A 1,781-nucleotide genomic window follows, 5' to 3' on the forward strand; every position below is an offset into this window, starting at 1 on the left:
GAAACGGGAAAAAAGTTTTACGCTATTCTATTAGAAAGCATCATTTGGGAGTAGCTAGTGTGGCAGTAGCTTCGGTGTTATTTTTTGCAACTGGCGTGGCAACTGTTCAAGCGGACGGACCAGCAGCAACAACAGGAGCAACAGGTGGAGCAGGAACAACAGGTGGAGCAGGTGCAACAGGAGCAACAGGTGGAGCAGGAACAACAGGACCAACAGGTGGAGCAGGAACAACAGGACCAACAGGTGGACCAGCAGCAACAGGAGCAACAGGTGGAGCAGGAACAACAGGACCAACAGGTGGAGCAGGTGCAACAGGACCAACAGGTGGAGCAGGTGCAACAGGAACACCAGGCGCAGCAGGTTCAGCGGGTGCAGCAGGCGCAGCAGGTTCAGCGGGCGCAGCAGGCGCAGCAGGTTCAACAGCAGAACCAGCTAATTATGATGGGAAAGTAAGTCTTATCGGTCAATGGACAAATGAATCACACGAAAAAAAAGATACTGAAAATACATATAAGAATGCTACAGATAAATTAGGTGATCCCTTACCTAATCCGGGACTTTTTCGTGGAGTTGCCAAGACTTTTCTTGGTTGGTCTGATAAACCGCCTGTAGATGGGAAGATAGCTGAAGGAGCAAGACTGTTTTCACCAAAAGATACAGTGTCAACAGCCTTTCCAGATGGATTGAAAGCTGATTCCAAGCTATACGGTGTATATGCCAGTTTAAATGACCAAGATAAGCCTTTCCCATCAGACAGATTCGGTATGGGACTTGCTATTATAGGTGGAATGAATAAATTTAAAATTAACGATAATAAGGTTCATATTGATACGAATGTTAAATCAGAAGATGTATTGCCAAATACTAAACTACATAAGGAAGAAATAGATGGGAACGTTCGAAAAATCATTGACAAAGTGAATCCGGAAAATAATGATACTACTAAGGTTAATGAAGTGGTTTTAAAAGCTGAGTTTGAAATGGATAACACTACAGCGATGACTGTGTATAGAAATCCTCATGTAGGATATGTAGGCCCTGTTTTATCAAACACATACAAAGGTAATAAATTTGAAGTAGATGAAAGAAGAAAGACTTACACATATGTAGACTTAAATGTAAATTTAGAAAAAGGTTTAGTGGTTCCAGAAAAATTATATGCGGAGTTTAATGGTTACTCCTGGAGACCTTTATATGCTATAGGAATTAAGGAAGACGGAACAAAAGAAATTCTAAATGTTTATTCAAAAGATGGAACAAATTTAGGAAAAACAAAAGATAGCTTTAATTCATTAGTTAGTAATACAGATCCTAGAGTTACATTTGGTGTTGAAACTAAAGGTTACAATAATATAACATTTAGAATGATTCTTAGATCTTCAAACGGATATGATAGTGATAGACCGGAAAGTGAACGTAATGAGCGTATAGCTGAGAGTGTTATAAAACCAGATGAAGGGAAGTCTATTGCAGAAACGATTATGCGTAATATGACACTTAAAACTCTTTCATCAACAGAGCTTAAAGAATTGTTTCCTGGTAAGAGTCCTGAAGAAATCAATGAGATGGTAGTTCGTATTGCACAAGATAAGGCAAAAGAATTGGCAGCTAAAAAAGAGTTCTTGAGTGTAACAGGATCAGTTGAAGGAAATGTTCGCCCAAATGCAGGTCGAATAGGTAGTGGTTGGTTAAGTCTTGATTCTGCTACAAATTTACCTATCCACAAAGTAGATGCTAATATTTTAGAGCTAGGGTATGTGTTACCACCACAGCCAGCCCCC

General features: G+C 40.0%; 1 protein-coding gene. It reads left to right on the forward strand.

Annotated features, from left to right (window positions below; genetic code table 11):
- On the forward strand, positions 1-1,781 hold a 1,781-nt coding region (locus SMIDD26_RS05510; protein WP_134990196.1), incomplete at both ends, for a YSIRK-type signal peptide-containing protein.

The sequence above is a fragment of the Streptococcus mitis genome (genome assembly GCF_001579035.1).
In the GTDB taxonomy this organism is placed as follows: domain Bacteria; phylum Bacillota; class Bacilli; order Lactobacillales; family Streptococcaceae; genus Streptococcus; species Streptococcus mitis_J.